The organism is Cellulosimicrobium sp. NPDC030954 (genome assembly GCF_055571305.1).
The window spans coordinates 171,151-196,370 of record NZ_JBVIFN010000002.1; the positions used below are offsets into that span (position 1 = coordinate 171,151).

Sequence of the window (25,220 nt, forward strand, 5' to 3'; positions counted from 1 at the left end):
GCGGTCGTCGTCCGCCGTCCCCGTCGTCCACCCGGTCGTCGAGGCCGCGGCGCCGCGGGCCGTGCGCGCACGCTCGCGACGGTGCCCCGGACCGCGCCCCTGCTGCGCCACCTCGACCCCGGGCGGTCGTTCGACAGGCTCTAGGCTGGGCGCGTGACGAGGATCGTGGCGGGGACGGTAGGGGGACGCACGCTGCAGGTCCCGCCGCGCGGGACGCGGCCGACGAGCGAGCGCGTCCGCGAGGCGATCTTCTCGCGCCTCGAGCACCTGGGCGTGGTCGACGACGCGCACGTCCTCGACCTCTACGCGGGCTCGGGCGCGCTCGGCCTGGAGGCCGCGAGCCGCGGCGCCGCCGACGTGACGCTCGTCGACTCGGCCCGGATCGCGGCCGACGTCGCGCGCCGCAACGTCGCGGCCCTCGGCCTGTCGACCGTGCGCGTCGTCGCGCAACCCGCCGAGACGTTCGTCGCCGGCGTGGCCGCGGACGTGGCGCAGCGGGCGGCGGTCGGCGGGGCGGACGGGACGCCGACTGGTCGCGCGTCTCGCGGCCCGTACCACCTCGTGCTCGTCGACCCGCCGTACGACGTCACCACCGAGGCGCTGGAGCGCGTCCTCGCCCACCTCGCCGTGCCCGGCGTCCTCGACCCGGCCGCCGTCGTCGTCGTCGAGCGCTCGACGCGCACGCCCGAGCCGACCTGGCCGACGGGCTGGGAGGTCGTCGCGCGCAAGGACTACGGCGAGACGACGGTGTACTTCGTCGGTCCCGAGCTATCCGACGAGACATAGCGCCCGGGTTCCGCCGGTGCCCCGCCCTGCCGAGCAGGCGGTTCCGGCGCGTCCGGGCCGTCTGACACGCCCGGATCGCCTGCTCTGCGTGTGGGGACGGTCCGGTCGACGGGCCTCAGGACGGCGCGTGGGCCTCGTCCGGGGCGAGGAGACCGACGGGGACGGTCGCGAGGGCGGCGGGGTCGGCCGGGTCGACGAGCGGGACGCGGTCCCCGGACGCGGCGTCGAGCAGGCGGCGGGTCGCGGCGTCGTCGGCCAGCGTGCCCTCGCTCGCGCGGAGGTTCTCCGCGAGGAACGCGCGCAGCGGCGCTGCCGGGGCGTCGTCGGGCGTGCCCGGGCCCAGCGGGAACGAGACGAGCAGGAGCGCCGGGACGCGCTCGCCGCCGGGGCCGTCGCCGGGCTGGAAGTAGGGGAGCGCGAGGACGCGCGCGCCGAGGCGCGCGTAGAACCGCAGCCGCGCGACGGGGTCGCCGTGCGCCTCGCTGCCGGCGTGGTGGGCCGGGTGCTCGACCTCCCCGACGACGAGGAGCGGGTCGAGCGCGCGCCAGTCGGCGAGCGCGGCGGCGACGAGCCGGCCGCCGACCCCGCCGCCGCGCCGGCCGGGGGCGATCGCGAGGTAGAGGACGAGGAGGACGCGCGCGTCGGGGAACCACTCGCCGACGACGCCGGCGACGACGCGCCCGTCCTCCACCACGCCGAGGCTGCGCAGGCGCCCGGTCGCGTGGTCGTCGAGGAGCTCGGCCTCGTCCACGAGCTCGGCGGGCGGGAACGACGGCGCGAGCACGTCGCGGTGGAGCGAGCGCACGAGCTCGGGCGTCGTGAGCGGGACGACGACGGTCTCCTCCGGGGCGGTCACGCGCACCATCGTCGCGCGCGACGGTGATCCGCGCCCGCCCGGCCGTGCCGCCGCCGTCGGCGCGACCCCGTGTACTACCGTGACGACGTGACCACAGCCGTCTGTCCCGGGTCGTTCGACCCGATCACCCTGGGCCACCTCGACATCGTCCGACGTGCCCGTGCGCTCTTCGACGAGGTCGTCGTCGGCGTCGCGCGGAACGCGTCGAAGTCGGCGCTGCTGAGCGCCGACGAGCGGGTCGCGCTGGCCCGCGCGGCCGTCGACGACGCCGGGCTGGACGGGGTCCGCGTCGAGGTCGTGCCCGGGCTCCTGGTGGACTTCTGCCGCGAGATCGGAGCGGGCGCCGTGGTCAAGGGCCTGCGCGGTGGCGCGGACTTCGACGCCGAGCTGCCGATGGCGCTCATGAACCGGCACCTGGCCGGCGTCGAGACCGTGTTCGTCGCGGGCGACGCCGCGCTCCAGCACGTCGCGTCGTCGCTCGTGAAGGACATCGCGCGGTACGGGGGACCGGTGGACGACCTCGTCCCGCCGGGGGTGGGCGAGGCCGTCCGTGCGGCGCTGGCACGGGTGCAGGGGAGCAGCAGGTGAGCACGACGGGAAGGACCGGGTACGTGAGCGAGCAGCAGGACCGGCGGGTGACGCACGAGGACCGCGCGACGGAGGAGGCGCAGGTCGGGCTGAACGCGATCCTCGACGACCTGACGCACCTCGTGGAGACGGCGCGCGCCATGCCCATGTCGTCGTCGGTGCTGGTGCACAAGGGCGACGCGGTCGCGCTCCTGGACGAGCTGCGCGGCGCGCTGCCCGAGCAGCTCGCGCACGCGGACGAGGTGCTCGCCCAGGCGGACGCCGTGCTCGAGGACGCGCACCGGCAGGCGGAGGAGATCCTCACGACGGCGCGGGCGCGGGCGATCGAGCTCGTGCAGGCGGAGCAGGTCGTGGTCCAGGCGGAGTCGCGCGCCCGGGAGATCGTCGACGAGGCCGACGAGGCCGCGGCCGTGCTCCGGCGCGACGCCGACGACTACTGCGACCGCCGGCTCGCGGACTTCGAGGTCGACCTCGGCAAGCTGCTCGCGCAGGTCCAGGGCGGGCGGGCGAAGCTCGCGGACCGCCTCGGGGAGCGTGCGGGTGAGCCGGAGGAGTCGCCGTTCCCGGCGACGATGCGCGAGCGCACGAACGACCGCGCGGGGCGCTGAGGTCCTCGCCGGGCCGGTGCCGGGCGACCGCGGCGCGGACGACCGTCGGCCGTCCGGTGGTGGGCCGCGGCCGCGGGTCGTCGGCAGGTGGCGGCCGTGCCGTCCGGTGACGTAAGATCGATGTTCGGCTCGGCGCGTCGCGCGTCGGCCTGTGCCTGGCAGTCGCCGTCGAGCGGCCGTCGGCCCCCGACCATCGTTGACCATCCGTCCGCGGGCTCCCACGCCCGTGGGCTCCGATCCTGGAGCGCGCCATCACCGCCGAGAAGACGTCGCCGCTCGTGCTCGACACGCACGAGCTCGGTCGGCGACCCGGGAGCATGCGGACGGTCGTCGCGACCGTCCCCGCGCCCGCCGACCTCGGTACCGCGGTCATCGGCATCCCCGAGGGCAGCGAGCTCGAGCTCGACCTGCGCCTCGAGGCGGTCATGGAGGGCGTGCTGGTCTCCGGGACGGTGACCGGCCGCGCGGTCGGGGAGTGCGTGCGCTGCCTCGACACGGTCCACGAGGACGTCACGGTCGAGCTCGCGGAGCTCTTCGCCTACCCCGAGCGGGCGAAGGCCGCGGAGGAGTCGGGCGACGACCTGGAGGACGCCGAGGACGTGTACGACCTCGACGGCGACCTCGCGGACATCGAGCCCGCGCTACGGGATTCGGTCGTCACTGCACTACCATTCAGTCCGGTGTGCCGAGCGGACTGCCCGGGGCTGTGCTCCGAGTGCGGAGCGCGTCTGGCGGACGACCCGGGGCACACGCACGACCTTGTCGACCCTCGGTGGTCGGCGCTGGAGAGCATGTTCGACACCTCGAACGTGTCCGACGAGACGAAAGAGAGCTAGCCGTGGCTGTTCCGAAGCGCAAGATGTCGCGCAGCAACACCCGTGCGCGTCGTTCGCAGTGGAAGACGACCGCCGCGAACCTCACCACCTGCCCGCAGTGCAAGGGCGACAAGCTGTCGCACGCGGCGTGCCCGACGTGCGGTACCTACAAGGGCCGCCAGTACGCCGAGGCGCTGCGCACCGAGCACGCAGGCTGAGGCGCGTGGCACCGGCTGCACCGGCATCCGGTCTTCTCGAGAAGCTCGGGGTCCATCTGGACCCCGAGCTTCTCGTGCTTGCGCTCACGCACCGGTCGTTCGCGCACGAGAACGGCGGCATCCCCACGAACGAGCGTCTCGAGTTCCTTGGTGACACCGTCCTGGGCCTCGTCGTCACGGAGACCCTCTACCGCCGCCACCCCGACCTGTCCGAGGGTGAGCTCGCCAAGATGCGGGCCGCGACCGTCTCGCAGAAGTCGCTCGCCGCGATCGCGCGCCGGCTCGGCCTGGGCCAGTACGTGCTGCTCGGCAAGGGCGAGATCCGCACGCGCGGCAACGACAAGGACTCGATCCTGTCGGACACGGTCGAGGCGATCATCGGCGCGGTCTACCTGAGCCACGGGCTCGAGCCCGCACGCGGTCTCGTGCTCCGGCTCGTGGAGCCGACGCTGTCGGCCGCGGCGGGGCTCGGCGCGGGGCTCGACTGGAAGACGTCGCTCCAGGAGGCCGCCGCCGCCGCAGGGCTGAGCGCCCCCTCCTACTCGAGCGACGCCGTCGGGCCGGACCACGCGCGCGTCTTCACCTCGTACGTGCACCTCGACGGCCGGCTCTACGGGACCGGCAGCGGCACCGCCAAGAAGTACGCCGAGCAGGAGGCCGCCGAGCGCGCCTACCGCGCCCTGGCGGCCGAGCGCGCGGAGCCGGAGCCGTCCGACGGGCGCGTGACCACGGCGGTGGAGGCGGCCGAGGACGCCGGTGCCTGAGCTGCCCGAGGTCGAGACCGTCCGCGACGGCCTCGACCGCCACGTGCTGGGCTCCCGGGTCGTCGACGTCGAGGTGCTGCGCGACTACAGCGTGCGGCGCCATGACGGCGGCCCGGCCGACTTCCGGGACCAGCTCCTCGGCCAGCGGCTCGACGCCGCCGTGCGCCGCGGCAAGTTCCTCTGGCTCCCGCTCGTCCCGGGCGGACCGACGGACGGGCCCGACGACGGCCCCGCGGCCGCGCTGCTGGCCCACCTCGGGATGTCGGGCCAGCTCCTGGTGCGCTCGGGGCCGGGCCTCGGGGAACGGTCGCCGCACCTGCGTGTGCGCCTCGTGCTCGAGCCCGACGGCGCCGGCCCGGCGGGCGCGCTCGCGCTCGACTTCGTCGACCAGCGCACGTTCGGGCACCTGTCCGTCCAGGACCTCGTGCCCACGCCCGACGGTGCCCCGGGCGGTCTCGGCTCGGACCTCGCCGCGGTGCCCGGCCCGGTCGTGCACATCGGCCGCGACCTCCTCGACCCCGCGCTCCGGCGCGACGACGTCGTCGACGCGATCCGCCGTCGTCGGACCGGCGTGAAGCGCGCCCTGCTCGACCAGACGGTCGTCTCCGGGGTCGGCAACATCTACGCCGACGAGGCGCTGTGGCGCGCCCGCCTGCACTTCGCGCGTGCCACGGACACGCTGCGCCGCCCGGAGGCGCACCGCCTGCTCGACGCCGCCGCCGAGGTGATGACGGAGGCGCTCGTGCAGGGCGGCACGAGCTTCGACGCGCTCTACGTCAACGTCAACGGCCAGTCCGGCTACTTCTCGCGCTCGCTCGCGGTGTACGGGCAGGAGGGCGAGCCGTGCCCGCGCTGCGGGACGCCGGTGCGCCGCGACGAGTTCATGAACCGCTCGTCGTACACCTGCCCGCGCTGCCAGTCGCGCCCCCGCAACGGTCGCTGGTAGCTCGTCCGGCCGTCGGCGCTCCGTCCCTCTCGGTGTCGTCGCAGGGGTCAGCGGGGGACGACGTTGCGGAACTCGCGGCCCGCGCGGAGCGCGTCGAGGTTGGCGTTCACGAGGTCCGACGCGCGCTGGGGGCGGTTGCCCGCGACGTGCGGCGTGAGGATCAGCCGCGGCGCGTCCCACAGGGGTGACGCCTCCGGCAGGGGCTCAGTCTCGGCGACGTCGAGCGCGGCTCCGCCGAGGCGGCCGTCGCGCAGCGCCGCGACGAGCGCGTCCTCGTCCACCGTGGCGCCGCGGCCGACGTTGACGAAGACCGCGTGGTCGGGGAGCTGGTCGATCCGGACCGCGTCGAACGCGTGCCGCGTCGCGTCGAGGGCGGGCAGCAGGGAGACCAGGACGTCGGTCGTCGCGAGGACGTCCGGCAGGTCGTCGTCGGTCACGACGGGGAACCCGTGGCGCTCGCCGCGGCTGCTCGCGACGCCGGTCACGTCGGCGCCCAGCGCGGCGAGCAGCGGGGCGAGCCGCGCGGCGATCGAGCCGAACCCCCAGATCGTCACGCGCGCGCCGTCGAGCGTGTACCGACCGGCGGTCGCGGGGTCGGCCTGCGCCCGGTTCACGGCGGCGTCCCACCGGTGCTCGCGCTGCGCCGTCGCGAGCACGTCGAGGCGCCGTACCGCCGCGAGGACGAGCGCGAGCGCGTGCTCGGCGACGGGGCCGTCGTGCAGCGACCGCCCGGACGTGATCGTCACGTCCGGGCCGAACCCGGCGGCCAGCACCGCGTCCGGGCCCGCCGCGAGCGTCTGGACCCAGCGCAGGCGCGTGAGCCGCGCGGCGGCGTCCGCGAGGTTCGCGGGCGTGTTCGCCCACGCCACGAGCACCTCGGCGTCGGCGTCCTCGGGGCTCAGCGGCGCCGCGGCGTCGTAGCGGACGACGACGTCCCCCGGGCCGCCGCGCACGTCGAGGGCGATGGTGCTGGGCACGAGGATCTTCAACGCTGCTCCCGGGTGGTCCGTCGAGGTCGCGGCCTCCCTGCGCGGGACGGGGCCGCCCCGCGAACGTATCACCGTGCCGTCTCGGTGCCGTCCCGGTGCCGTCCCGTAGCGGCCCGGCGCCGGCCTGGCGCCGGCCTGGCGCCGCTCGGCGCTCCCACCTGCGCTTCCGCAGGCGCGACCCCGCCCCCGGGGATATGTTCGCGATGTTCCGACGACGCGCCCTCCGCGCGCCGTCCCGGTCGGCCCCGCGGGGTCACGGCTTCGGGGGTGGGGATGGGCTCGTCCACGGGCGCGCCGACGCACGCAGAGGTGCGCGCGGCGATCACGGCACGGACGCCGAAGAACTACATCACCTGGCTCACGCTCGCGTTCATGATCACGTCGTCGGTCGCGAGCCTGCGCGCGGCGCCGACGATGGCGGTCTACGGCCTCGCGGCCGTGTTCCTCTACGTCGTGCCGGCGCTCGTGTTCCTGCTGCCGACGTCGCTCGTGTCCGCCGAGCTGGCGTCCGGCTGGTCCGGCGGGGTGTACCGCTGGGTCGCGGACGGCGTGTCGAAGCCGCTCGGCTTCCTCGCCATCTGGTGCCAGTTCGCGATGACGATCTTCTACTACCCGAGCCTGCTCGGGTACGTCGCCAGCACGTTCGCGTACGTCATCAACCCGAGCCTCGCGAGCAACGGGCTGTACGTGGCGATCGTCATCGTCGTGCTCTTCTGGACGGGCGTGTGGCTCTCCTCGCAGGGCACCAAGACGGTCGCGGGGCTGTCGAGCTGGGGCCTGATCATCGGGACGCTCATCCCGGCCGCGATCCTCGTCGTGCTCGGCATCGTGTTCCTCGGTCAGGGCAACCCGTCGGCCGCGCCGATGGACGCGCAGCACCTGCTGCCGGCCTGGACGGGCCTCGCGTCCCTCGTGCTCATCGTCAACAACTTCCTGTCCTACGCGGGCATGGAGATGAACGCGGTGCACGTGACAAGCCTGCGCAAGCCCGCGTCGGAGTTCCCGCGGTCGATGTTCCTCGCGATCGGGCTCGTGCTCCTCATCTTCATCCTGCCGGCCGTCGCCATCAGCTGGGTCATCCCGGCCGACCAGCTCAGCCTCACCGCGGGCGTCATGCAGGCGTTCGACGCGTTCTTCGCCAACTTCGGCGTGAGCTGGCTGACGCCGATCCTCGGTCTCATGCTCATCGCGGCGTCCCTCGGGGGGATGCTCACGTGGCTGGCCGGGCCGTCCAAGGGCCTGCTCACCGTCGCGCGCGAGGAGGGCTACCTGCCGCCGTTCCTCCAGCGCCTCAACAAGCACGGCGTGCAGCAGAACATCCTCGTCACGCAGGGCGTCATCACGACCGGGATCGCGCTCCTCTACGCGTTCATCCCGGACGTGTCGAGCGCCTACTGGATCCTGTCCGTCATCACGACGCAGGTGTACCTCGTCATGTACCTGCTGCTGTTCGTCGCGGCCGTGCGGCTCCGCCGTCGGGCGCCCGACCACCCGCGCGGCTACCGCGCCCCCGCGCTGACGCTCCTGTGCGTCGTCGGGTTCTGCGCGTCGGTGGCCGCGATGATCATCGGGTTCGTGCCGCCCGCCCAGTTCTCGAGCGGGAACGTCGGGGTGTACGTGCTCATCGTGGGAGGCGGCCTCGGCATCATCGGCCTGCTCGTCCCGGCGCTGTTCTACCTGCTGCGCAAGCCGTCCTGGAAGGACCCGGAGGCGGCGGCCATCGCTGCGGCGGACGAGGCGGGGGAGGGCGAGGCGGCATGAGCTCGACGCGCCCCGACCACGTCCCCGTGCACGTGCCCGAGCCGGCCTCGTCCAAGCGGTGGGTGACGTACACGGCCGCCGCGCTGCTCCTGGTCGCGCTCGGCGCGGTCATGCTGATCGTCTTCGACAACGTGCGGTCCACCCGCGACGCGCGCGAGGCCGAGCAGAAGGCGGCGGAGCTGCACGACCGCTTCGCCGAGATCGGGATCACGGCCTTCAGCGAGGAGACCATCGCCGACGTGCTCGGCGACGACGGCGGCGGGTTCTGCACCGACCCGGCCGCCCTCGTCGAGGCGACCGCGAACCTCGGTGCCGCGAACGGGGCGGCGGGTCCGGGGCTGCGTCCGTCCGTGCTCGACGAGCGCCGCCTCGCGGGCGACCGGCTCGTCATCGAGGTCTACTGCCCCGAGCAGCTCGACGCGTTCGACGCCTACGTCGACTCCCTCGACCTCGACCCCGGCCGCACGACCGAGCCCGGCAGTGACGCCACCGAGGGCGCCGACGGCGGCCCGACCGAGGAGGACGCATGAGCCAGCAGGGCAGCGGAGCACGACCCGACGGCGCCGGTCACGTCGAGGAGGTGCGCGCCGCCGTACGGGAGCTCGTGCCCCGCGCGCTCGACGACCTGCGCACGCTCGTCGCCATCCCGTCCGTCGCCGACGAGCGCCTCTTCCCGCGCGCCGAGTGCGAGCGCGCCGCGCAGTGGGTCGCCGACGCCTTCCGCGCCGAGGGGATTGACACGCGTCTCGAGGTCACGCCCGACGGGTCGCAGGTCGTGCTCGGGCACCGCCCCGGCCCCGACGGCGCGCCCACGGTGCTCCTCTACGCGCACTACGACGTGCAGCCGCCCCTCGACGACGCCGCGTGGACGACCCCGCCGTTCGAGCTCACCGAGCGCGACGGCCGGCTCTACGGCCGCGGCGCCGCCGACTGCAAGGGGAACGTCGTCACCCACCTCACCGCGCTCCGGGCGCTGCGCGCGCTCGGCGGCGAGGACTACCCCGTGGGGGTCCGCCTCGTGGTCGAGGGCTCGGAGGAGCAGGGGACCGGCGGTCTCGACCAGTGGGTCGAGGCGAACCCGGGGGCGCTCGCGGCCGACGCGATGCTCATCCAGGACACGGGCAACGCCGAGCTCGGCCTGCCGACGCTCACCGTGACGCTGCGCGGTGCGGCGAACGTCGTCGTGCACGTCGAGGCGCTCGAGGGCGAGATCCACTCGGGCATGTTCGGCGGCGCGGCGCCCGACGCGCTCGCCGCGCTCGTCGCCGTGCTCGCGAGCCTGCGCGACGAGCACGGCGACACGACGATCGACGGCGTGCCGGACGCCGTCGCGCACGGGACGTGGGACGGCGTCGCGTACGACGAGGACCAGTTCCGTCACGACGCGGGCGTGCTCGACGGCGTCCGCCTCGTCGGGACGGGCAGCGTCGCCGATCGGCTCTGGGCGCGCCCCGTGGTGACGATCCTCGGGATCGACGCGCCGAGCGTCGTCGGGTCGGCCGCCGCGATCCAGCCCCGCGCCTCGGCGCGGCTCAACCTGCGCGTCCCGCCGGGCTCGGACGCCCAGGAGCTCCAGGAGAAGCTGGTGGCGCACCTGGAGGCCCACGCCCCGTGGGGTGTCCGCGTGCGCGTGGAGCGCGACGCCGTCGGGCAGCCGTTCGCAGCCCGCACGAGCGGCCACGTGTTCGACACGCTCACGGCGGCGCTCGCGGACGCGTACGGGCGCGAGACGGTCACGGCGGGGCAGGGCGGGTCGATCCCGCTGTGCAACGTGCTGGCCGGGCAGTACCCGGACGCGGAGATCGTGCTGCTCGGCGTCGAGGAGCCCGCGTGCCTCATCCACGCGCCCAACGAGTCGGTCGCGCCGAGCGAGATCGAGAACCTCGCGGTCGGCGAGGCGCTGTTCCTCGCGCGCCTCGGCGAGGGCTGAGCCACCCGCACACCTCGAGATCGACCTGTCGGTCTCCAGATCGGCCCTCCGAGGGCCGATCTCGGCCGTACGGGTCGATCTCGCGGCTACCGCGGTGCGGGTGCCTCCTGGTCGAGCGCCCACCGGTAGGCGGGGAGCCCGAGCAGCTCGGCGTGCGTCCCGCGCGCGACGACCCGCGCCGGTGCGTCCGCCGTGTCCCCCGAGGTGGCCTCCGGGACACCGAGGAGCAGCACCTCGTCGACCGCCTCGAGCGCACTCAGCCGGTGCGTCGCGAGGACGACGCCGCGTCGTGGCTCGCCCGCCGACCCGCCGTCCGGTCCGCGCGTCGTCGCGACGAGGTGCCGCACGAGCGCGTCGGCGCTGGCCGCGTCGAGGTGCTCGGCCGGCTCGTCGAGCAGCAGCAGCGGCGCCGGCGACAGCAGCGCGCGGGCGACGAGCAGACGACGGCGCTCGCCCCCGGACACGGTCGTGGCGTCCGGGCCGAGCAGCGTCTCGAGGCCGTCGGGAAGCGCCTCCAGCCAGGCGGCCAGCCCGACGTCGCGCAGCGCCGCCGCAGCGTCCTCCGGCGTCACGTCGCCCCGCGCGACGCGCAGGTTCTCGAGCACCGTCGTGTCGAACACGTGCCCGTCCTCCGCGACCAGCACGACGCCGCGCGCTGCGTCCTCGCGGGGGAGGGCGCTCGCCTCGGCGCCGTCGAGCGCCACCCGGCCCGCGAGCGCGGGGACGAGCCCCGCGGCGGTCGCGAGCAGCGTCGTCTTCCCGACGCCGGAGGGCCCGACGACCGCGAGGGCGCGACCCGGACGAAGGTCCAGGTCCACGCCCTCCACGACGACGCGCGTCGTGCCCGGCCACCCGGCCGCGGCGCCGTCGAGCACGAGCGACGCCTCCGCCGCACCGGGGGCTTCCGGGTCGCGGGCCGTCGCGGCCGCGCGCGGTGCCGACCCGTCGAGGAGCGCGACGACGCGTGCCGCCGCCTGGCGCGAGCGGTGGAGCTGGACGGCTGCGGCGGGCAGCGCGTTGGCGGCCTCGAACACGGCGAGCGGCGTGAGCACGATCACCGACAGCTCGACCGGGGCGAGCGTCCCGGCCGTGACGGCGGGGATGCCGAGCAGGAGCGACGCCAGCACGGCGAGCCCGACGGCGAGCGCCGCGATCCCGGCCGCGACCCCGGCGGGCCGGGCGCCGTCGTCGGTCACCCGGGCGAGGGCGCGGTCGGTCGCGCGCAGGTCGTCCAGGCGCGCGCCCAGACGTCCGGAGACGGCGAGCGGGCCGGACTGCTCGAGGATCTCGAGCGTCGTCGCGGTCATGGCCGCGCGCGTCGCGGCGCCGCGCGCCTCGACCTCGCGGGCCGAGCGGGCGGAGAGCCACGGCGCGACGACCGCGGCGAGGAGCAGGCACAGCGCGAGCGCGACGCCCGCGGCGGGCAGGAACGCCCCGACGAGCACGACGGACCCCACGGAGATCGCCAGCGCGATGCCCGCCGGGACGAGCGCGCGCACGACGACGTCGCCCACCGCGTCGACGTCCGCGCCGACCCGGGCGAGCAGGTCGCCGCGCCGCAGCCCGACGAGCGCGCCGGGCGAGCCCTCCGCCAGCGCGGTGTAGAGGTTGGCGCGCAGGGCCGCCATGCCGCGCAGCGCGACGTCGTGCGAGGCGAGGCGCTCGAGGTAGCGGAACACGCCGCGCGAGATGCCGAAGGCTCGTACGCCGACGACCGCGACGGACAGCGTGAGGACGGGCGGCATCTGCGAGGCGCGCGCGATGAGCCACGCGGCGACGGCCGCGAGGCCGACGGCGCTCCCGAGCGAGAGCGTGCCGAGAACGACGGCCCACACGACGCGGCGCCAGCGCACGTCGAGCAGGGCGACGGCGCGCCACAGCGGGTCGGCGGCGAGGCGGTGTCGGGGGCCTGTCACGGGTGCCTCCTCTCGGCGGATGCGTGTGCGGATGCGGGTGTGGGTGCTGTGGCCGCGGCGAGCGCGGCCGCGTCGTCGGACCCGCCGTCCGGGGGTGCCGGCGGATCGTCGAGCGGCGTCGAGCGGACCTTGACGACGTCGTCCGCGGCGCGGACGAGCGAGGCGCGGTGCGCGACGACGACGACGGTCCGGCCCTGGTCGCGGAACGCCCGCACGGCGTCGAGCACGACCTGCTCGCCGCGCGCGTCGAGGTGGGCCGTCGGCTCGTCGAGCACGACGAGCGGGACGCGCGCGGGGTCGCCGAGCAGGGCCGCGGCGAGTGCGACGCGCTGGCGCTGGCCCACGCTCAGCCCGACGCCGCCGCGTCCGACCTCGGCGTCCCAGCCGTCGGGCAGCGTCGCGAGCACGGCGTCGAGGCCGGCGGTGCGCGCGGCGCGGTCGAGGTCGGCGTCGGTCACGGGCAGGCCGCCCGCGACGACGTCGCGCAGACGCCCCGGGGCGAGCACCGGGCGCTGGGGGAGCCAGGCCACCTGCGGCCAGAACGTCGCCGGGTCGACGTCGGCGAGGTCGAGCGGGTCGGCGCCCGGACCGGTCAGGACGACCGTGCCCCGGTCGGGGCGGACGAGGCCGAGGAGGACGAGCGCCGTCGTCGTCTTGCCCGCCCCGCTCGGTCCGGTGAGGGCGACGACGCGGCCCGGCCCGCCGAGCCGGAGCGTGAGGTCGAGGCCGGCCGGGGCGAGCACGTCGCGGTCGCCCGCGCGGACGCTGACGCCGCGCAGGGCGAGCGTGGCTCCCGCGAGGGACGGGGCGGCCGCGGTCCCGGGCTCGGGCGCCTCCTCGTCGAGGACGGCGAACGCCTGCTCGGCGGCCGCGATGCCGTCGGTGGACGCGTGGAAGTGCAGCCCGACCTGGCGCAGCGGCAGGTACACCTCGGGTGCGAGCACGAGCACCGCGAGCGCGGGCTCGAGCTCCATGCCCCCGTGCACGAGGCGCAGGCCGACGCCCACCGCCACGACGGCGACGGACAGCGTCGTGAGGAGCTCGAGGACCATGCCGGAGAGGAACGCGATCCGGAGCGTGCCCATGGTCGCGCGCCGGTTGGCCTCGCCGAGCGCCCGGACGCGCCGCTCGGGGCCCCGGGCCCGCCCGAACGCGAGGAGGGTGGGCAGCCCGGCGAGCAGGTCGAGCACCTGCGCGCCGAGCCGCTGCATGACGACGAGGCGCCGCTCCGACGTCCCCGCGGTGAGGCGCCCGACGAGGACCATGAAGAGCGGGACGAGCGGGATGGTCACGGCGACGATCACCGCCGAGACCCAGTCGAGGCCCAGCACGACGGCGAGCGTCGCGGGCGTGACGGTCGCGGCGAGCAGGAGCTGGGGCAGGTAGCGCACCATGTACGGCTCGAGGGCGTCGAGCCCGCGCGTCGCGAGCGTCGCGACCTCGGGACCGCGCCCGGACGCGAGCCAGCGCGGCCCGAGGGCCACGGCGTGCGTGACGACCTGCTCGCGCAGCTCGGCCACGGTCCGGGTCGCGGCACGCAGCGCGAACCGCTCCTGGGCCCAGGACGTCGCCGCCCGGGCCGCGACGACGGCGGCGAGGAGCCCGACCCGCGGCCCGAGGTCGGCCAGGTCGGCCGTCCCCTGGATCGCCGGCGCGAGGACCGACGCGAGGACGACCGCCTGGGCGACGACCAGGGCCGCCGTGGCGAACCCGAGCACCGCCGTCAGGACGACGTACCCTCGCGCGGCCCGCGCGTGGCGCAGGAGCCGCGGGTCGAGCGGCTTCACGCGTCTTCCGACCCGCCGGCCCCGAGGCCGCGACCGGCCGAGCCGCCCGACGACGCCCCGCCGAACGCCGCCTCGCGGACCTTCTTGAGCGAGAGGCCCGCGGGCGCCGGGATGTCCTTCGTCGACAGGCGGCGGCGGAACACCCAGTACGTCCACGACTGGTAGGCGATGACGAGCGGCGTGAGGATCACCGCGACCCAGGTCATCACCGTGAGCGTGTAGTCGGTCGACGACGCGTCGTGCACCGTCAGCGAGTTCGCCGGGTCGACGGCGGGCATCACGTCGGGGTACATCGACCCGAAGATCAGCACGACGGCGGCGACGATCGTCACCGCGGAGGCGGTGAACGCCCAGCCCTCGGCGCCCCGGCGGTTGGCGACGAGCGCCGCCACGAGGCCGCCCGCGGCGAGCACGACGGCGGCCCACGTCCACGGGACGGAGTAGGCGACCTGGGCCCACACGGCCCAGCCGCCCGCGAGCACGAGCGCCGCGACGCCGAAGACCGAGGCGTGCTGCCGGGCCCGGGCGCGGATCTCGCCGTCGGTCTTGAGCGCGACGAACACCGAGCCGTGCAGCAGGAACAGGCTGAGCGTGACGAGGCCGCCGAGCAGCGCGAACGGCGACAGGAGCGAGAAGAACCCGCCGACGAACTGGTGGTCGGCGTCGAGCTGCACGCCGCGCACGAGGTTGGCGAACGCGACGCCCCACAGCACGGCGGGCACCCACGACCCGACCTGGATCGCGACGTCGCAGCGGCGCGCCCAGCCCTCGTCGCGGATCTTGCCGCGGTACTCGAACGCCACGCCGCGCACGATGAGCGCGACGAGGATGAGCAGGAGCGGCAGGTAGAAGCCGGAGAAGAGGGTCGCGTACCACTCGGGGAACGCGGCGAACGTCGCGCCGCCCGCGGTGAGCAGCCAGACCTCGTTCCCGTCCCACACGGGGCCGATGGAGTTGATGAGGACGCGGCGTTCCTTCTCGCGGTGCTCCTTGTCACCGCGCGGGAGGATCGACAGCAGCATGCCGACCCCGAAGTCGAAGCCCTCGAGCACGAGGTAGCCGGTCCACAGGACCGCGATGAGCACGAACCAGACGACGGCGAGATCCACGGTGGTGTCCTCCTGAGATTCTGGACGGGTCCGGGCGCGTCAGTACGCGAAGGACAGCGGGCGGTCTGCGGCCTCGGTGCCGTCGTCGGGCGGCTCCTGCGCCTCGGGCGACTCGTCGTGCACCACCAGCGGTACCCCCTCGATCGCGTAGCGGCGCATGAGCGTGAACCAGACGCCCGCGAGCGCGCCGTACAGGAGCGTGAAGACGATCATCGACGTGAGGACGACGCCGGGGCTCACCACCGTGGACACGCCCCGCTCGGTGAGCAGGCGGATCTGGTCGATGCCCGTGGGGTTCGGGGCGACGACCCACGGCTGGCGGCCCATCTCCGTGAAGATCCAGCCGAACGAGTTCGCGAGGAACGGCATGGGGATGGCGATGAGCCCGACGCGCGCGAACCACACGTTGTCGGTGACACGGCCCTTGCGGGTGAGCCACAGCGCCATGAGCGCGAGGAGCACGGAGCCGGCGGCCATGCCGATCATGAGCCGGAAGGACCAGTAGGTCATCGCGAGGTTCGGCGTGTACGTGACCGGGTCGCCGGCGGCGGTGACGTCGCCGTAGCGCTCGGTCATCTGCTCCTGGACGTCCTCGACGCCGGGCAGGTAGGACTCGGGACCGGAGAAGTGGCCGGTGCCGAGGTACGACGCGAGACCGGGGATCTCGATGAGGTGCGTGACGTTCTCGCACGAGTTGGACAGGTCGCCGATCGTGAGGATGGAGAACGCGGCGCCCTCCTGCCCCTGGCACAGCGCCTCGGCCGAGGACATCTTGCCGGGCTGCTGCTCGTACATGATCTTGCCCTGGATGTCGCCGGAGACGGCGACCCCGAGCCCGCCGACGAGCATGGCGATGACGCCGAGGGTGACGGCCGGGCGGTAGACGTCCCGCGCGAGCTCGACGTTCTCCGCCTTCTTGGTGCGGACCAGCCGGACCATCCACCACGCGGCGATGCCGGTGACGAACGTGCCCGCGGTGAGGAAGGTCGCCGTGATCTGGTGCGGGAACGCGGCCCAGAGGGTGTTGTTCGTGAGGACGGCGCCGATGTCGTTCATCTCCGCGCGCCCGGTCTCGGGGTTGAAGATCGCGCCGACCGGGTGCTGCATCCACGAGTTCGCGGCGAGGATGAAGAACGCGGAGAGGTTGGTCGCGATCGCCACGGCCCAGATGCACGCGAGGTGCACCTTCTTGTTGAGGCGGTCCCACCCGAAGATCCACAGGCCGAGGAACGTCGACTCGATGAAGAACGCGGCGAGCGCCTCCATCGCGAGCGGCGCGCCGAACACGTCGCCGACGAAGCGCGAGTACTCGCTCCAGTTCATGCCGAACTGGAACTCCTGCACGATGCCGGTGACGACGCCGAGGGCGAAGTTGATGAGCAGGAGCTTGCCGAAGAACTTGGTCAGGCGCAGCCACCGCTCGTTGCCGGTGCGCACCCAGGCCGTCTGCATGATCGCGACGAGCGGCGCCAGCCCGATCGTCAGCGGGACGAAGATGAAGTGGTAGACGGTCGTGATGGCGAACTGCCACCGGGCGAGATCCAGGGCTTCCACGTGCGCTCCTCGGGGGGCCGACGGGGTCGGCGGGCTTCAGGGGGAGGTGCTGGGCGAGGCACCGGTCGCGGCGGTCCGGGGAGGGCCGCCGCAGGTCGGCGCTGGTCCCAATCTGCCCCATCGACGGGCCGGGAGATGACGCGAAGTACTGAAAACACGCCGCTTGTGACTATGTTCACAAGCGATCGGGACCATGGTCCCGACCGGGCGGGACCGGTGGCCCGGTCGGCGGTGCGTGTCGCCGAGGTTCGTTCGCGCCCCTGTGCGATACTGGGCGGAGCCGGGTGGGCACCGCATCGCCCTCCCGACGAGCACGAGATCGCGGCACCAGCGGACCGCGGCAGTCGGAGCGCCGACCGGGGCGAAGGGCCCGGTGGCAGGCGCCCGCGCCGCGCACGCGGACCGCGGCCGTGGCCGACGACTTCCGTCGCCGGACGACGCGCTCCGGTGCGCTCGTCACGAGCGACGACCGACCGCCCCGAGGGGCCGCACGGTGCGGGGCGGTCCCTGTGGCAGCAGGAGCACGACGCGTGACGCTCGACAGCACCTCCGACAGCACCCCCTCAGAGTCGACGGCGGACGCCGCCGCGACCCAGGACCGGGCAGAGAGCCCGACCACCACCGGGCGCAAGCCCGCCCGCCGCCGCGCGACGCGCAGCGCGGCCCCGCCCCAGACGCCGGCCGTGCCGGACGAGGGCGCGACCGTCCCCGCCGAGACCCCCGCGGCGCCCGCCGACGCGGCTCCCGCGGCCGACGTGCCCCCCGGTCCCGAGGCGGCCGAGAAGAAGCCCGCGCGCCGTTCGCGCCGCGCGACCCGGACCACGTCCGCGCCCGTCGAGCCTGCCACGGACGCGGCCGAGGCCCCCGCGGCGACCGTCGCTGACGCAGCGGTGCCCGCAGACACGGCGGTGCTCGCAGACACGGCGGTGCCCGCAGACGCACCGGTGGTCGCCGGCGCCGCGTCCTCCGGTGCCGAGACCGCGCCGGGGACGCCCGCGCCGAAGGGCCGCGCGCGCACCGCGCGCCGCGCCCAGGGCGGCGCCACGAAGGCCGCCCCGGCTCCCGCCGACGCCCCGCTCGACGTGCTCTCCGAGTTCGGGCTGAGCGCGCCGCCCGCCGTGGAGCCGGCAGCGCCCGCGACGACCGGCCCGGACGCGGACGCGCTGCTCGGCGCCCCCGACGCGCCGCGCAAGGCCAAGCGCACCCGGACGACGCGCAAGGTGGCCCCGGCGGACGCCGCGCCCGAGGCCCCCGCCGCGCCCGAGGCGTCCGCGGTGGACACCGCCGGGCCGACCGAGCCCGCGCAGGCCGTGTCCGAGGCTCCCGCGGAGAAGAAGCCCGCGCGCCGCTCGCGCCGCGCGACCTCCGCGGCCGGCGCCCCGACCGCGAAGACCCCGACCGCGAAGGCCCCGGCCGCGACGACCCCGGCCGCGACGGTCGCTGACGCGCAGGCTCCGGTCACGACGGCCGACGACGCCGCGCCCGCCGTCGCCGAGGCCACCGCGCCGCCCGTCGAGCCGGACGCGCCGGCCACCGAGGAGACGCCCAAGAAGCCCGCGCGCCGCTCGCGCCGCGCCACCTCGAAGACCGCCCCCGCCGAGGCCGCGACCGAGCCGCAGCAGGCGGTCGAGACGGCGGCGAGCGACGCTCCGGCGCCCACGGCCGCACCCGAGACCCCCGTCTCGCCCGCGGCCACCGGCGCGGGCACGAGCACGCCGCGGCTCGCGACGACCGCCCTGCTCTTCCAGGCGCCCGACCCCGCGGCCGCGCCGCGTCGTCCGCGCCGGGCCCAGAGCCCGGCGGGTCCGCCGCGCCACGTCGAGCCGACCCCCGTGGCCGAGCCGGCCCCTGTCGCGGCCGAGCCGCGCGAGCGGGCCCCGAAGGAGTCCGCCGCCGCCCCGGTGGCGGCGGAGCGCACGGAGGACGTGACGGTCGAGGTCGCCCTCACGGGCGAGGACGCTGCCGCCGTCGAGGAGATCGAGGCCATCGAGTCGGAGCTCGTCGCCGAGGGGATCGAGCTCCCCGACGACGCGTTCGGCCCGGAGGACTTCGCCGACCTGGACGAGGCCGAGCCCGACGCCGCCGAGGACCAGGCCGCGTCCGACGACGCGGAGTCCGGTCCCCGTCGCCGTCGTCGCCGCGGTGGCCGCGGTCGTCGCGGTCGCCCGGACACCGGTCGCGAGCAGGACGAGAACGACGAGGCCCCCGCCGGGGGTGACGAGCCGGCCGACTCCGGCGCGGCCGCCGAGGCCGACGAGCCCGAGCACGAGTCTGCCGACGCCGAGCCCGGCGAGGACGAGGCGGGCGGCAGCCGTCGTCGGCGTCGCCGCCGCCGCGGTGGGCGGGGCGAGAGCGGCGAGAGCTCCTCGACCCGTTCGCGGCCGCGCGAGCGCAGCCTGGCCGACGAGGTCACGGCGCTCAAGGGCTCGACGCGCCTCGAGGCGAAGCGCCAGCGCCGCCGCGAGGGGCGCGACGCCGGTCGCCGCCGCCAGATCATCACGGAGGCGGAGTTCCTCGCGCGCCGCGAGTCGGTCGAGCGGTCGATGGTCGTGCGCGAGCGCGCGGGCCGCACGCAGATCGCGGTGCTCGAGGACGGCGTGCTCGTCGAGCACTACGTCTCCCAGCAGTCGCAGGCGTCCATGGCGGGCAACGTCTACCTGGGCCGGGTCCAGAACGTGCTGCCCAGCATGGAGGCCGCGTTCATCGACGTCGGCAAGGGCCGCAACGCGGTGCTGTACGCGGGCGAGGTCAACTGGGACGCGGCCGGGCTCGAGGGCCAGCCGCGACGCATCGAGCAGGCGCTCAAGTCGGGCGACTCCGTGCTCGTGCAGGTGACCAAGGACCCGATCGGGCACAAGGGCGCGCGTCTCACGTCGCAGATCACGCTCGCGGGCCGCTACCTCGTGTTCGTCCCGGGCGGCGGCATGACGGGCATCAGCCGCAAGCTCCCCGACACCGAGCGCAACCGCCTCAAGAAGATCCTCAAGGAGGTCGTGCCCGACGGCGCGGGCGTCATCGTGCGCACCGCGGCCGAGGGCGCGAGCGAGGAGGAGCTGCGCGCCGACGTCGAGCGCCTGCGCGGCCAGTGGGAGGCCATCGAGAAGAAGTCGAAGACCGCGTCGGCCCCCGCCCTGCTCCAGGGCGAGCCCGACCTCGCGATCCGCGTGGTCCGCGACATCTTCAACGACGACTTCAGCTCGCTCGTCGTCGAGGGCGACGGGGCGTGGAGCGAGATCTCGACGTACGTCGAGGAGCTCGCCCCGGACCTGCGCGAGCGCGTCTCGAAGTGGACGGGCACGCAGGACGTCTTCACGGTGCACCGTGTCGACGAGCAGCTCGCCAAGGGCATGGACCGCAAGGTCTGGCTGCCCTCCGGCGGCTCGCTCGTCATCGACCGCACCGAGGCGATGACCGTGGTCGACGTCAACACCGGCAAGTTCACGGGCTCGGGCGGCACGCTCGAGGAGACGGTGACGCGCAACAACCTGGAGGCGGCCGAGGAGATCGTGCGCCAGCTCCGGCTGCGCGACATCGGCGGCATCATCGTCATCGACTTCATCGACATGGTGCTCGAGTCCAACCGCGACCTCGTGCTGCGCCGTCTCGTCGAGTGCCTGGGTCGCGACCGCACCAAGCACCAGGTCGCCGAGGTCACGTCGCTCGGGCTCGTGCAGATGACGCGCAAGCGCGTCGGCCAGGGCCTGGTCGAGGCGTTCAGCGAGACGTGCGAGCACTGCCACGGGCGCGGCTTCATCGTGCACACCGACCCGATCGAGAAGTCGGGCGGCAACGGTCGCGGGGGTCACGACCACGGCAGCGGCAGCGGCACGGGCAGCAGCCCCGCCGTCGAGGAGCCGGCCGAGGCCGGTCGCTCCCGGTCGCGCCGCAAGCGAGGGTCGGGCTCCGGCGCCGCGGCGGCCAAGGACACCGCGATCACGCTCCCGCAGGCGGCCGTCCCGGTGCTGCCGGAGGTCACCTCCGAGGCGCGTGCGGCCGTGAAGGCCACGCTCGCGACGATCGCCGCGGCCGCGGCGCACGCCCACGAGCACGACCACGACGGCGCGGACCCCGCGCCGGCCCCCGGCGACGACGCGCACGCGGAGCCCGGCGAGGAGTGACCCGGGCAGCACCCGGCGGCGTGCCGCTGTACGCCGCCGGGGCCCGCTCCCGCCTGCGCGGGTGGCGCGCGGAGGACCTCGCCGCGTACCGCGCGTGGCTGCGTCCGGAGCACGAGTGGCACCGGTGGGACGGGCCGTACTACCCCGTGCCCGACGACGCCGCGTCCGACGCGGCGGTCGCGCGGCTCGCGCACGCCGCCGCCGCGCAGGCAGCCCGCCCGGGCGGGCTGGACGACGACGGCCTCCCGCCGCGGCGCGTCGTCGTCGCCGACGAGGAGGACCGGCTCGTCGGGACGTGCTCCTGGTACTGGGAGTCGGCCGAGACGCAGTGGGCGCGCGTCGGCATCGGCCTCTACGACCCCGCGGTGCGCGGCCGCGGCCTGGGCCGCGACGCGCTCGGCGCGTGGATCACCTACCTGTTCTCGGTGACGGACTGGGTCCGCCTCGACCTCGCCACGTGGTCCGGGAACGCCGCGATGCTCGGCGCCGGCCGGGCGCTCGGCCTCGTCGAGGAGGGCCGCTTCCGCGACGCGCGCGTCGTCGACGGCGTACGGTACGACGCCGTCGTCCTGGGCGTCCTGCGCCGGGAGTGGGCCGCCCGGGCCTGACCGGCTCGTGATCGGCTCGGCGGCGTCTTCGCCCCCGTCACCTGCACCTGGCATCATGCCGCCATGGGTTACGACCTCTCGGGCCGCCTCGTCGTCGGCGTCGCCTCCTCCGCACTGTTCGACCTCACCGAGTCCGACCGCGTGTTCCGCACGCAGGGGGAGGCGGCGTACCGCGACTTCCAGGAGCGTCACCGCGACGACGCGCTGGCCCCGGGCGTCGCCTTCGGGTTCGTGCGCCGCCTGCTCGCGCTGAACGACCTGGCGCCGGCGGCGGACGACCCGCTCGTCGAGGTCATCGTCATGTCGCGCAACTCGCCGGAGACGGGCCTGCGGGTCATGCGCTCGATCCGGCACCACGACCTCGACATCACGCGCGCCGTCTTCCGCCAGGGCCGCAGCCCGCACGAGTTCATCCGCCCGCTGCACGTCGACCTGTTCCTCTCGGCCGACGAGCGCTCCGTGCGCGACGCGGTCGACCTCGGCCTCCCGGCGGGGTACGTGCTGGACCCGACGTTCGCGGACGAGGCGGGCGACGAGCTGCGCATCGCGTTCGACTTCGACGGCGTGCTCGCGGACGACTCGTCCGAGCGCCACTTCCAGGACGGGGGCCTCGCCTCGTTCCGCGAGCACGAGGAGCTCAACGCCGACGTCCCGCTCGGGCGCGGCCCGCTGCGCGAGCTCCTCGTCGGCATCCACCGCGTCCAGGTCGTCGAGCGCGAGCGGCACGCGGCCGACGCGTCGTACCAGCCGCGCGTGCACGTCTCGCTCGTCACGGCGCGCTCGGCCCCGGCCCACGAGCGCGCGGTCGCGACGCTGTCCTCCTGGGGCGTGACCGTCGACGACGCGTTCTTCCTGGGTGGCGTGGACAAGGACGGCGTGCTCGAGGTGCTGCGCCCGCACATCTTCTTCGACGACCAGCGCGCCGTCGTCGAGGCGGCGCGACGCGTCGCCCCGTCGGTCCACGTGCCCTACGGCGAGCTCAACCGCGGCATCCTGCCCGCGGACCCGGCGCCCGGTGCCCGTCGCACCCGGGCGGCCGACGTCGTCCCGCCCGCGCCCGCACGACGCGAGACCGCGACCCCGCCGGCTCCCGCCGCGCCCGCGGGGGAGCGCGACGCCGAGGACGAGCCGGCACGGGAGCGGGCCCAGGAGCGAGCCCAGGAGCGGCCCCCGTCGCCGACCCAGGAGCCGGCACGCCCCGCGGGCACCGGCACGCGCGAGCTCCCGCTCGTGCGCTCCGTCCCGGGCGTCGGCGGGGCAGGCCTCGCCGGGATCGCCGCGGTCGCGCCGGTCGCGGAGCCGGCGCGCGAGGCCGAGCGACGTGACGCGGCCCCCGCCCCGGTGGCCCCTGCCGCACCGGCGGACGCCGGAGACGCCGCGCCCCCGGCGGCGACGAGCGCGGAGCCCGCGGGCCGTGCCTCCGACGCCGAGAGCCCCGGGTCCACCGGGACCACGCTCCTCAGCCGTCGCGACGTCGCGCGCCCGGGTGCGCCCGACCGCGTCTCGGTGCTCGGCCCGGCGGGGGAGCCCAAGCCGCTCCCCGTCCGTCCGTCGTCGAACGGGTCGGCCCGGCACCGCTGACCGGCGGGCGCCGGCCCGCGTCGCGCGGTGCCGGCGTCGGGATGGTTCACTGCTCGCATGAGCGGCGCCGCGCGACTCCCCGCCGCCTCGCCCCGCGCGGGCGGGCGGGTCGAGGTGGTGTGCGGCCCGATGTTCGCGGGCAAGACCGAGGAGCTGCTCCGTCGGGTCCGCCGCGCCGAGGTCGCGGGGCGACGGGTCGAGGTGGTCGGCCACGTCCTCGACACCCGGCGCGGGACGGGCACGGTGAGCTCGCACTCCGGTCTGGCGATCCCGTCGCGGACGGCCCGCGACGCGGCCGACCTCGCGCGCCTGGTGCACGACGGCGGCCCGCTCGACCTCGTCGCGGTCGACGAGGCCCACTTCTTCGGGCCCGACCTGGTCGACGTCGTGCAGCGCTTCGCCGACGACGGGCTCGTGGTCGTCGTCGCCGGTCTCGACGTGACGTTCGACGCACGCCCGTTCGAACCCCTGCCCACTCTCGCGGCGCTGGCCGAGCGCGTCGACAAGCTCACCGCGGTGTGCGCGGTGTGCGGCGAGGACGCGGCGTTCCACGTGCGGGTGGCCCCGGAGGCGACGGCGGCGGGCGACGGACCCCGGGACCCGCTGGTCCCCGTCGCCGCCCACGTCGGCGGCGCGGAGAGCTACGAGGCCCGCTGCCGCGCGCACCTGCCGGCGCCCCCGTGGCGCGCTCAGCCGGGCGGGTCCTCGACGAGCGGGACGAACGAGTAGGAGCCGTGCTCGCTGAGCCGGACGCCGCCGGGCTCCCCGGCCGGGCCGGACGCGCCAGGAGTGCCGGGCTCGGCCTCGACGAGCACCATCGTGTGCCGGACCGGGACGACCATCCGGCCGCCCGGCGCGAGCTGCTCGACGAGCGCCTGGGGGAGCGCGTCGGCCGCGGCGGACACGAGGATCCGGTCGTAGCGCTCGCCCGGCGTGCCGAGCGTGCCGCGCGACGCGGTCACGATGCGGGCCCACGGGGTGCGTGTCGACGCGAGGTTCGCCGCGCCCCACGCAGCGAGGTCGGGGTCGCGCTCGACGCCCAGCACGTGTCCCGTGGGCCCCACGAGGACGGCGAGCAGCGCCGTCGTCCACCCGGAGCCGGAACCGACGTCGAGCACCCGCGCCCCGCGCGCGACGTCGAGCAGCCGCAGCATCGCCGCGACGGTCGAGGGCTGCGAGTTGGTCTGGCCGTGCCCGATGGCGAGCGGGCGGTCCTGGCCCGCCCAGCGCCGCTGCGCGCGGGGGAGGAACGCGCGGCGGTCGACGGCGCGCATCGCGGCGGCGACGGCGTCGTCGTGCCCGCGACGGCGGGTGCCGTCGGGCGGGCGTGCCGGGCGCATGCGACCACCTCCACCGCCAGCGTAGGCACGCCCGCGCGCCGCCCGCCCCCCGTCGTGGCGGTCGCGACGCGGGACGACGTCCCGCGCGCGAGGCCGTCCCGGTGGCGAGGGCCCGCACGCGGCGGGATGCTCGACGGGTGCGCGGGCGCGTCGGTGCGCCCGCCCCGGACGGGGGAGCCCGGCATGAGCGGCACGGTGGCACGGATCACGCACATCAGCGCGCGGTCGGAAACGAGCTTCGAGGACGCCGTGAGGATCGGCGTCGAGCGCGCGGCGAGCACGCTGCGTAACGTCTCGGGCGCGTGGGTCAAAGAGCAGAAGGTCGACGTCGTCGACGGGCGCATCACGACCTGGCAGGTCGTCCTCGAGGTCACGTTCGTCCTCGAGTGAGACGGCGGTCGGCAGACCGCGGGACGGGGCCGTCGCGCGCGGGGATCGTTCGCGCGGTCGCCGCCCGCGCCATTTGACCTGCCCAGCCGATTTCCGTACTCTTGAACGTCGGCGCGCCCAGGCGCGCCGGTCCCGTGTGCCCACGGACGACTCGCACTCGCACGCCGCGGCGTGGCCGGAGTCTCCAAGACGAACTCGCCGTGACGAGCACGCCAAGACTAAGAGAGATGAGCAGCAACGTGGTGTACGCGATCGTCAAGGCCGGTGGCCGTCAGGAGAAGGTTTCCGTCGGCGACATCGTCGTGGTGGACCGGGTGTCCGCCAAGGTCGGTGAGTCCCTCGAGCTGCCCGCTCTCCTGCTGGTGGACGGGGAGAAGGTGACCACCGACGCGGCGAAGCTCGCGAAGGTCAAGGTCACCGCCGAGGTCGTGCGGGACGAGAAGGGTCCGAAGATCACGATCCTGCGGTACAAGAACAAGACCGGTTACCGCCGTCGTCAGGGTCACCGTCAGCAGCTGACCCGCCTCAAGGTCACCGGCATCAAGTGATCTCGCCC

The 25,220-nt window shown here is 75.5% G+C and carries 23 protein-coding genes; 16 read left to right on the forward strand and 7 right to left on the reverse strand.

Features of this window, described 5'->3' with window-relative positions; translation table 11 throughout:
- The first annotated feature begins 153 nt into the window (after positions 1–153).
- Complete coding sequence (gene rsmD / locus ACZ402_RS05745) at positions 154–786, forward strand: 16S rRNA (guanine(966)-N(2))-methyltransferase RsmD (RefSeq protein ID WP_375824552.1); 633 nt, start codon at positions 154–156, stop codon at positions 784–786.
- A 115-nt stretch (positions 787–901) separates the two neighbouring features.
- Here rsmD and ACZ402_RS05750 read toward each other — a convergent pair whose 3' ends face one another.
- Entirely contained in the window at positions 902–1,642 is a 741-nt protein-coding gene (locus tag ACZ402_RS05750; RefSeq protein WP_375824551.1) for a GNAT family N-acetyltransferase, read from the reverse strand.
- Positions 1,643–1,729: 87 nt separating this feature from the next.
- Between ACZ402_RS05750 and coaD the strand changes: the two genes are divergently transcribed.
- The 6 genes from coaD (at position 1,730) to mutM (ending at position 5,581) form a co-directional block, all read left to right on the forward strand.
- Positions 1,730–2,230, forward strand: a complete 501-nt coding sequence (gene coaD / locus ACZ402_RS05755) for a pantetheine-phosphate adenylyltransferase (RefSeq protein ID WP_375824550.1) — start codon at positions 1,730–1,732, stop codon at positions 2,228–2,230.
- Positions 2,231–2,253: 23 nt separating this feature from the next.
- Entirely contained in the window at positions 2,254–2,838 is a 585-nt protein-coding gene (locus ACZ402_RS05760; protein WP_375824549.1) for an ATP synthase subunit B family protein, read from the forward strand.
- Between the two features lie 278 nt (positions 2,839–3,116).
- A complete protein-coding gene (locus ACZ402_RS05765) occupies positions 3,117–3,674 on the forward strand; it encodes a YceD family protein (protein ID WP_375824548.1) in 558 nt (185 codons plus the stop codon).
- 2 nt (positions 3,675–3,676) lie between these two features.
- Positions 3,677–3,871 (forward strand): 50S ribosomal protein L32, encoded by a 195-nt coding sequence (rpmF, locus tag ACZ402_RS05770; RefSeq protein WP_021482203.1) that lies wholly within the window; start codon positions 3,677–3,679, stop codon positions 3,869–3,871.
- Positions 3,872–3,876: 5 nt separating this feature from the next.
- Positions 3,877–4,635 carry a ribonuclease III gene (rnc, locus tag ACZ402_RS05775; protein WP_375824547.1) on the forward strand — a complete coding sequence of 253 codons (759 nt, stop codon included), beginning with the start codon at positions 3,877–3,879 and terminating at the stop codon, positions 4,633–4,635.
- The gene (gene mutM, locus ACZ402_RS05780; protein WP_375824546.1) at positions 4,628–5,581 is read left to right on the forward strand and encodes a bifunctional DNA-formamidopyrimidine glycosylase/DNA-(apurinic or apyrimidinic site) lyase; all 954 of its coding nucleotides are present in this window, start codon (positions 4,628–4,630) and stop codon (positions 5,579–5,581) included. The genes rnc and mutM overlap by 8 nt, the downstream gene beginning before the upstream one ends.
- A gap of 47 nt (positions 5,582–5,628) precedes the next feature.
- On the opposite strand, the gene ACZ402_RS05785 is transcribed toward mutM, so the two are convergent.
- Entirely contained in the window at positions 5,629–6,570 is a 942-nt protein-coding gene (locus ACZ402_RS05785; RefSeq protein ID WP_375824545.1) for an NAD(P)-dependent oxidoreductase, read from the reverse strand.
- 273 nt (positions 6,571–6,843) lie between these two features.
- On the opposite strand from ACZ402_RS05785, the gene ACZ402_RS05790 reads away from it, so the two are divergent.
- The 3 genes from ACZ402_RS05790 to ACZ402_RS05800 are packed head-to-tail and all read left to right on the forward strand — an operon-like array spanning position 6,844 to position 10,261.
- The gene (locus ACZ402_RS05790) at positions 6,844–8,331 is read left to right on the forward strand and encodes a glutamate/gamma-aminobutyrate antiporter GadC (RefSeq protein WP_375824544.1); all 1,488 of its coding nucleotides are present in this window, start codon (positions 6,844–6,846) and stop codon (positions 8,329–8,331) included.
- The gene (locus ACZ402_RS05795; RefSeq protein WP_375824543.1) at positions 8,328–8,861 is read left to right on the forward strand and encodes a hypothetical protein; all 534 of its coding nucleotides are present in this window, start codon (positions 8,328–8,330) and stop codon (positions 8,859–8,861) included. The genes ACZ402_RS05790 and ACZ402_RS05795 overlap by 4 nt, the downstream gene beginning before the upstream one ends.
- On the forward strand, positions 8,858–10,261 hold the full coding sequence (locus ACZ402_RS05800; protein ID WP_375824542.1) for a dipeptidase: 1,404 nt from the start codon (positions 8,858–8,860) through the stop codon (positions 10,259–10,261). Before ACZ402_RS05795 ends, ACZ402_RS05800 begins: the two co-directional genes overlap by 4 nt.
- Before the next feature lie 86 nt (positions 10,262–10,347).
- Here the strand turns inward: ACZ402_RS05800 and cydC are convergent, their stop codons facing one another.
- Genes cydC through ACZ402_RS05820 form a run of 4 tightly spaced genes read right to left on the reverse strand, consistent with a single transcriptional unit; the run spans position 10,348 to position 16,627 of the window.
- On the reverse strand, positions 10,348–12,177 hold the full coding sequence (gene cydC, locus ACZ402_RS05805; RefSeq protein ID WP_375824541.1) for a thiol reductant ABC exporter subunit CydC: 1,830 nt from the start codon (positions 12,175–12,177) through the stop codon (positions 10,348–10,350).
- Complete coding sequence (gene cydD / locus ACZ402_RS05810; protein WP_375824540.1) at positions 12,174–13,964, reverse strand: thiol reductant ABC exporter subunit CydD; 1,791 nt, start codon at positions 13,962–13,964, stop codon at positions 12,174–12,176. The genes cydC and cydD overlap by 4 nt, the downstream gene beginning before the upstream one ends.
- Complete coding sequence (cydB, locus tag ACZ402_RS05815) at positions 13,961–15,073, reverse strand: cytochrome d ubiquinol oxidase subunit II (RefSeq protein ID WP_375824539.1); 1,113 nt, start codon at positions 15,071–15,073, stop codon at positions 13,961–13,963. The genes cydD and cydB overlap by 4 nt, the downstream gene beginning before the upstream one ends.
- Before the next feature lie 39 nt (positions 15,074–15,112).
- The gene (locus ACZ402_RS05820) at positions 15,113–16,627 is read right to left on the reverse strand and encodes a cytochrome ubiquinol oxidase subunit I (protein WP_375824538.1); all 1,515 of its coding nucleotides are present in this window, start codon (positions 16,625–16,627) and stop codon (positions 15,113–15,115) included.
- Positions 16,628–17,157: 530 nt separating this feature from the next.
- Here ACZ402_RS05820 and ACZ402_RS05825 point away from each other — a divergent pair.
- The 4 genes from ACZ402_RS05825 to ACZ402_RS05840 all read left to right on the forward strand — a co-directional run bounded on the left by ACZ402_RS05825 (position 17,158) and on the right by ACZ402_RS05840 (position 23,663).
- A complete protein-coding gene (locus tag ACZ402_RS05825) occupies positions 17,158–20,745 on the forward strand; it encodes an Rne/Rng family ribonuclease (RefSeq protein ID WP_375824537.1) in 3,588 nt (1,195 codons plus the stop codon).
- Entirely contained in the window at positions 20,742–21,353 is a 612-nt protein-coding gene (locus tag ACZ402_RS05830; RefSeq protein WP_375824536.1) for a GNAT family N-acetyltransferase, read from the forward strand. The genes ACZ402_RS05825 and ACZ402_RS05830 overlap by 4 nt, the downstream gene beginning before the upstream one ends.
- Before the next feature lie 63 nt (positions 21,354–21,416).
- On the forward strand, positions 21,417–22,934 hold the full coding sequence (locus ACZ402_RS05835; RefSeq protein WP_375824535.1) for a 5'-nucleotidase: 1,518 nt from the start codon (positions 21,417–21,419) through the stop codon (positions 22,932–22,934).
- Between the two features lie 57 nt (positions 22,935–22,991).
- On the forward strand, positions 22,992–23,663 hold the full coding sequence (locus ACZ402_RS05840) for a thymidine kinase (RefSeq protein WP_375824534.1): 672 nt from the start codon (positions 22,992–22,994) through the stop codon (positions 23,661–23,663).
- On the opposite strand, the gene ACZ402_RS05845 is transcribed toward ACZ402_RS05840, so the two are convergent.
- Entirely contained in the window at positions 23,624–24,274 is a 651-nt protein-coding gene (locus ACZ402_RS05845) for a protein-L-isoaspartate O-methyltransferase family protein (protein WP_375824533.1), read from the reverse strand. The genes ACZ402_RS05840 and ACZ402_RS05845 overlap by 40 nt on opposite strands.
- A 183-nt stretch (positions 24,275–24,457) precedes the next feature.
- On the opposite strand from ACZ402_RS05845, the gene ACZ402_RS05850 reads away from it, so the two are divergent.
- A complete protein-coding gene (locus tag ACZ402_RS05850; RefSeq protein WP_375824532.1) occupies positions 24,458–24,664 on the forward strand; it encodes a dodecin family protein in 207 nt (68 codons plus the stop codon).
- Positions 24,665–24,891: 227 nt separating this feature from the next.
- Positions 24,892–25,212, forward strand: a complete 321-nt coding sequence (gene rplU / locus ACZ402_RS05855) for a 50S ribosomal protein L21 (RefSeq protein WP_047234734.1) — start codon at positions 24,892–24,894, stop codon at positions 25,210–25,212.
- The last annotated feature ends 8 nt before the right edge of the window (positions 25,213–25,220 follow it).

Bases quoted from the DNA above. Each gene is read 5' to 3' on its own strand.
- ACZ402_RS05790 (WP_375824544.1), top strand. From the start codon at position 6,844: ATGGGCTCGTCCACGGGCGCGCCGACGCACGCAGAGGTGCGCGCGGCG.
- ACZ402_RS05795 (WP_375824543.1), top strand. From the start codon at position 8,328: ATGAGCTCGACGCGCCCCGACCACGTCCCCGTGCACGTGCCCGAGCCG.
- ACZ402_RS05800 (WP_375824542.1), top strand. From the start codon at position 8,858: ATGAGCCAGCAGGGCAGCGGAGCACGACCCGACGGCGCCGGTCACGTC.
- ACZ402_RS05835 (WP_375824535.1), top strand. From the start codon at position 21,417: ATGGGTTACGACCTCTCGGGCCGCCTCGTCGTCGGCGTCGCCTCCTCC.
- ACZ402_RS05840 (WP_375824534.1), top strand. From the start codon at position 22,992: ATGAGCGGCGCCGCGCGACTCCCCGCCGCCTCGCCCCGCGCGGGCGGG.
- ACZ402_RS05845 (WP_375824533.1), bottom strand. From the start codon at position 24,274: ATGCGCCCGGCACGCCCGCCCGACGGCACCCGCCGTCGCGGGCACGAC.
- ACZ402_RS05850 (WP_375824532.1), top strand. From the start codon at position 24,458: ATGAGCGGCACGGTGGCACGGATCACGCACATCAGCGCGCGGTCGGAA.
- rplU (WP_047234734.1), top strand. From the start codon at position 24,892: ATGAGCAGCAACGTGGTGTACGCGATCGTCAAGGCCGGTGGCCGTCAG.